Source organism: Porphyromonas levii (genome assembly GCF_018206105.1).
In the GTDB taxonomy this organism is placed as follows: Bacteria; Bacteroidota; Bacteroidia; order Bacteroidales; family Porphyromonadaceae; genus Porphyromonas_A; species Porphyromonas_A levii.
Window position 1 is genome coordinate 1 of sequence record NZ_JADRGN010000064.1, and the last position, 6,325, is coordinate 6,325.

Below are 6,325 nucleotides of genomic sequence, written 5' to 3' on the forward strand. Positions count from 1 at the left end.
TTTCAAATTAATGGTCTACACCCCTTGACTCTGTAAAGAACAACTGCTACCATCAAGTAATAACTTGACGGTAGCAGTTGTTCTTTACAAATGATACTTATCATTTAGAGGAGTGGTATTTCAACACACCCTCTGTTGAGACTATAACTTAGTAGTCAAATGACAATGTAAGCATGAGTTTATTTGCTGCAAACTGATTGAGCGCACCTAGGTAACCCAAGTCGAGCTTAGCACCACGATAAGCAAAACCTACACCTGCACTCCAGAGGCTAGTATCTCTAGTGCCATACTGGAAACCTGCACGAAGGCTAGCAAGGTTATAGAGCGTATACTCAGCACCTAGATTGGTCTGGAATACCTGAGCCTTAGCAGGGAGGAAGAAGTACTTCGCACCCACAGCAGCACGTACCTTATGGTCGTCACTAAATGCGTGACCGAAGTCGGCAGTTAGCTGAGCATTGCTAGGCATTGCATAAGCATCCTTCTTGCTATAGTAGATAGGTGCACCTAAGTCCGCTACCCTAGCAGCTAGGTTAAGGTCTGTAGCCTCAGAGAAGGTAAGAAGATAGTTGGCACCTACACTAAACGCTCCAGCATAAGCAGCCCTACCGGTGTAGCTCTGGATAAAACTTCCCGTAGCGTAAGCAGCAAGAGCATCGGTAATCCTAAAGGCATATCCGAGGTCTACCGCAAAGTCGAAAGGAGAGGTAAAGCGCTTACTACTGCCCCACTGTTCACTAATACCACCTTTTATTTGTAGACCCCCTTGATACCTAAATCCTGCATATACTACATGCCTATCTAGGAAACGGTATCCAGCGGTTACAGAGCCGAGCATAAGGTTCCCTTTCACATAATCATCCTTTGGCATCATGTGGGTAAGACCTGTAGCCGTAACCGTGAGCCGGATATCATCATTAAAAATAGAGGCAGGATTAGTATAGAGGTAATTACGATCTGTCTTCAGAAGAGTAGCATTACCCATTGCAGCCGCACGAGCATCAGTAGGAGTCTCCAAGAATGGGAGCACACGGCTACTCTGTGCACAAAGAGGAAGAGCAGGAAGAAGTGATAACGCAAGTACACAAAGTGCACCTAAGATTTGTCTATTATTCATAACATTCAATAATTAATTAATCAAACTTCAGGATTATCTCTTCTGTACCACCTGATTGAGTGCCTCCTTACCACCAGCAGTTACCCTTAGGCGATAGCTACCAGGAGCCAAGCTCTTCACCGGCACTGAAGCCATACCCTCGTGATCCACTAAGAGCTCTCGCTCCAGAACTTTCTCTCCTGCTAGAGTTGAGATAGTCACTACAGGCTTGCCACTATTTGGCTTAACCCAGAAATTGAGCTTATCCTTCAGAGGTAGAGGCCAAACGGCATATACATCGTTGTCCTTATTCTTAGTCACAGAGACATCAAAGCTCGTACGTGTCTCATAGTAACCATTAGATACAGTGACATTGATAGTAGCCTTACCTGGCTGGTGACCCTTTACGGTAACCTTAGAACCCTCAACGGTAACTGAAGCTACAGTACCATTGCTAGAGGATGCCTTATAGGTATGCTTTAGCATGCCTTGTGGCTTGACATTCTTTGATAGATCAGCAGTCAATGGCTCATTCTCTACACCTATCAGTACACTAGGAAGAGCCGATGTAATCTCTGGAGCGTCGACACTTACAATGCGGAATGGAACTTCATAAGTACTCTTTCCTCCAAGCTCATCGACAACCTCAACACCGAACTTATACTCTCCCTCAGAGAGCACTGGACGGATGCTCACCTTAATACCCTTGTCAGTCTTGGTACAATTAACTCCAGATGTGTGTCCTGATGTCTTGAACTTCCAAGTCTGTCCATCAGGCTCATTAACTTCTAGTAGATAATCAATACTTCCATTGATATCAAGAAGCACAATAGGCTCCTTAGGAATATTGCTAATAACAGGAAGATTATTAGTCTTAGTCTTAGCGGTCATAAAGGTTGGCTTACTCTGCAAGCCCCATCTATCAACTGCCACTAGTGCAAAATAGTAGGTAGAAGAATGATCAAGGTATGAAGCAGTATAGCTTATTTCATCACCAACAGCACGACCCATTGCAGAGACATAACCAGATGCATTACCAAGAGGCTGACCTACAGTGGCGTAATTACTTTCTGTTAGTTGCTCTTTTGAGCAATACAAACGATACTTAGAAGGGGTTTCATCATCTTCATCCTTTGGCACTTGCCAATATACTGTTATCTCTTGGAATTTATCCCCTTTAGATTTCTCTGACAAGAATTTTGGCGTATCAGGGTTCTTATGCTTATTCTTAATGGTTACTGCTTGGTAAGCATCAATATACCCAGAACCAAGCTTTCCTGCATATTCAGGATTCATCTTATCAATATCCACAGGGAGGACAGACGCCAAAAGGATTTCCTCTAGCTCCTTTGCTGTAAAGTTAGGTCCTCCATGGGCTGAGATCGCTAGAGCTGCAACACCTGAGACATGGGGGCAAGCCATAGAAGTCCCCTGATAAAAAGCATATTCTACTTTCCCTACAGAGCTGAGGACACCTGCCTTTGTTCCATATCTATCTATATTTCCACCAGGTGCAGTAATATCTGTCCACGTACCGTAATTAGAGTAACCAGCCTTCTTATAGTCCGGACCCATAGCATTTACGGTTATAGCCGGTTCATACTCCCCTGGGGCATACCTCTCTTCAGAGCTGTCATTACCTGCAGCAATGATAACAACGCCACCCTTCATTAAAGCGTTAGGGCGCTTATCATTACGACCTGCATTTTTTCTAAAGTAATCAATAGCAACCTTTGTCGCTCCTGGTGTAGGTCCAGGGACTCTATTACCCCATGAGTTTTGAGAAATCAGAGCCCCATTATCAGCGCCATACACAATTGCTTTTGCAAAACCTCCTTGATTCTTTCCAGCAAATACATTGGCAGACATTATACGGACGCCAGTCCCGGCCTTACTATGATCTCCTCCGGCAACACCACAGACGCCGATACCATTGTTGTTACGTGCTGCGACAGTTCCCGCCACGTGAGTCCCATGATAACCCTCATCTGGAACTATGGTTCCACTCTCATTTACAAAGTTATATCCATAGATATCATCTATAAACCCATTACCATCATCATCTTTTCCCTTCTCTCCATGTAATTCGGCTTCATTGATCCATAGATTATCCTTTAGATCCTCATGTTCTAGAGAAATTCCACCGTCTACTACACAGACGACTACATCTGCCTTGCCTGTGGTTACCTCCCAAGCTTTAAACAAATTTACGTCTGCACCCATTTTCCATCCATTGGCAGTGGCTGTATTGTTATAGTGCCATTGCTCTTTCAATCTAGGATCATTGAAAGGCAACTTAACATCTCTTTTTCGATAATCCCCCAAGAAGTAAGGTACTATTGGTTCTCCCAACATCATCATCTCAGGCTCATATTCCACACATTCGATTCCTGGTACCTGACTAAGCGTCTGCAGTGCCATAACCATATCCGTACTTTCGTCTATGGTTACCTCGTACCATAAATGCATTCCCATATCACGCTTTTCTTGTTCGAAGCGGGGATCAATACGGAAATAGCGCTCAGCTTTCGAAGCATTTATCTTATTAAGTGCAGTACTCATCATACTTGGAACACTCCTCAATTGAATCTCTCCGTCTTCAGAGATTTGCATATCATTGAGATGTTCTTCTGCAATCTTAATGATAACTTTACCTAGAATAGGTTTTCCATATCTAAGCGTTGCTATTCCGTCTCCTGAGAGCAGTGCATCCTGCTCGGTATCATTGTTTGCAATCTGACTTTGATCTAAGCGATCATTTTTACACGAAGCACAGCATATTGCCAACAATAAGGTAAAAAGAAGGTATATGTTTCGTTTCATACTAATTATTTTGTAGTAAGAAGAAAAGAAAGGACTCGCCTCTTCAATTAAGTACTAATCTCTGAGGCAAGTCCATTACTCTAGTTTATGGGGTTCGACTTGCAGATGCAGTTACTTTGCACCTAGAGCCCTATCTTGCTTAATAATACGGTCAGCAATCTGCTCAATCCAGCCCTGACTGGTAACAGCTGAAGAGCCACCGTCAAATGCGAAGTAGTTAATAGCAAACACTGGTGCACCATCAAGGACGTCTTTGAATCTAGTACCACGTGGGACTACCATCAACTTCTTAGTAGCGTTATAATAGAAATCAAGACCATTTGCCTCTTTTAAGAACACAAATCCTTCCTTTTCGAGAAGTTCAATAAATTCCTTGGTCAAGAAGAACTTTCCACCATTATACTCCCAAGCTCCTAAGTTAACTTTATCCCAAACGACCAATAACTCCTCCACATTATTTAGAGGCTTTCCATCCGCACCCTTCTTCTCATTGTCAAAGAAATAGTAACGCGTATGTAGAGGACGTTTACTAGCATCAACTTCGTATATATTAATTTTGTCATAGCCCGGATTCTTATCATCTCTAGCAAACTTTATCTTCTTAGACTTAGCCGCCGTCTCCACCTCTTCTACCTTTTTAGCAGTGTACTGTAGATCACCAAGCATGGAAGAATTATCGTATGGGAATTTATCGAAAGTTGGATACTCTTTATCTTGCTTTGGCTTTGGTGCGTTAAAGTGTACGATAGCGACTTTTTCCTTGGAGTCTCCAACGACAACTGTAAAGCCGCTGTCCTTATGAGTACCATTTATGCGCTTACTCTTATCGTCATACTTCGCATTCTCGAAACCATTCTCCTTTAGGAAGTTTACAAACCCCTCTGTTTCGAGACCCTTAGTATCCAATTTCTTTGCTACATATTCAACAACCTTCACCCTATCAGTATCGGTATCAAATAAATAGAACACAGACGGAAATATTTCGGAAGACGTAGCGAATGTATAATTTGCTCCTTTTGCTGGAATACCGAACATAGGTACCCCATCAGTTTTGGGTGAGTAACCAAGCAAGAAGCTACCCTTTTTGGTCTCATAAGAGATAAGGTCGTACTGCTTAGCATCAGCTACAAGATATGGTAGTGCGAACTTATTGCCACCCATACCAGCCTGCTGTACAGTAATCTCCTTTTGGGTCTTACCGCTCTTCGCATAGATCTTGGTTTCACGAGCAGCACCATCATTAGGAGCAATGTCGAGCTGGATGAAATCCTTGAATACGGTCTTTTTGATCCATGCTGAAGCTGCCTCGTCTATATCTAGTGTCCAAGTAGCGGAGTTGCTCTTCACACTAATAAGCTTAGTTTCACCAGCATTGGTAACTACGATGTTCTCAGGAGAAACCTCAAGAACGATGTCAGCAGCACTCTGGACAACTGAAATCTTCTCGCTAGTAGCGCCAGCTACAACAAGAACCTCAGCAGCACGGTCAGTTCCACTCTGGTTAGGTGTGGCAACAATAGTCAGGGCATTACCCGCAATTTTGGTCTTTAGCCACTCCACGTTGGAGATAGCGTTCCACTTTGCCTGGTTGGTAGTCACAGTGATAGCCTGTGCTTCACCTCCAGCATTAGCGATAGTTACAGCCGTAGCTGATAGAGACAGTGTTGCCTCCTCCACTTCTGTGTCCTTAGGCGTACAAGACGCGAATAGGCCAAGAAGCAACGTCACCGCAAAGGCGGTCAAGTAGTTGAAATGCTTCATAGGTTTTAGTAAGTTAGTAAAAAAATTAGTATATGTATAATAGTTATTCTTGTCTACCTAATACCCCTGAAGTAATGAACTCAAAATCCAAAACCGAGATATTTAACATTAAGAGCAACTGATTACCCACGCCACAAATGTGGGAATAATTTTTCATAATGCCAAATGTTTTTGCTTTATATTAACACCATGACAACGACATTCGGCTTCTAGAGCGATTTCTATGCGATAAAAAAGTTTTTAACAAACACACCATGAATTATTTAGATAAATATAATAAAGCAATATAACAAGTATTTTGCTATCTAGACATTAACATTTACACATTAACAGAATAGCATCCAGAAATGCGTTTACACTGAATTTCTAATGAATAATCCATCGGATACTAAGGGAAAAGATAGCACATAGGCGGTGCACATATGCATATGCTTATTCTCACCCGCTTCTCTGCCGAATGAAGTTTTGCCCTATCGACACCAAACCCACCAGATAACTAGCTTAGAGGATAAAGAGGAGGACACGATATACATACCATTACACTTCTATTCACTCCCTTTCGCCTAATAATACAACACTACTCTACTGAGTCCCGTCAGTCTCTCCCGCAAGAGACTCCAGTCTCTCCCGCAAGGGACTCCAGTC

Annotated in this window: 3 protein-coding genes; all 3 read right to left on the bottom strand. The window is 42.8% G+C overall.

What is annotated here, in order from left to right; translation table 11 throughout:
* Positions 1 to 148: 148 nt before the first annotated feature.
* Positions 149 to 1,117, bottom strand: a complete 969-nt coding sequence (locus IX315_RS09285) for a PorV/PorQ family protein (protein ID WP_211837403.1) — start codon at positions 1,115 to 1,117, stop codon at positions 149 to 151.
* 33 nt (positions 1,118 to 1,150) lie between these two features.
* A complete protein-coding gene (locus IX315_RS09290) occupies positions 1,151 to 3,919 on the bottom strand; it encodes a S8 family serine peptidase (RefSeq protein ID WP_211837404.1) in 2,769 nt (922 codons plus the stop codon).
* Between the two features lie 111 nt (positions 3,920 to 4,030).
* On the bottom strand, positions 4,031 to 5,680 hold the full coding sequence (locus IX315_RS09295) for a BACON domain-containing protein (RefSeq protein ID WP_211837405.1): 1,650 nt from the start codon (positions 5,678 to 5,680) through the stop codon (positions 4,031 to 4,033).
* Positions 5,681 to 6,325 lie beyond the last annotated feature (645 nt).

Excerpts from the sequence above, each read along its gene's own strand:
- IX315_RS09285 (WP_211837403.1), bottom strand. The coding sequence starts at position 1,117 with ATGAATAATAGACAAATCTTAGGTGCACTTTGTGTACTTGCGTTATCA.
- IX315_RS09290 (WP_211837404.1), bottom strand. The coding sequence starts at position 3,919 with ATGAAACGAAACATATACCTTCTTTTTACCTTATTGTTGGCAATATGC.
- IX315_RS09295 (WP_211837405.1), bottom strand. The coding sequence starts at position 5,680 with ATGAAGCATTTCAACTACTTGACCGCCTTTGCGGTGACGTTGCTTCTT.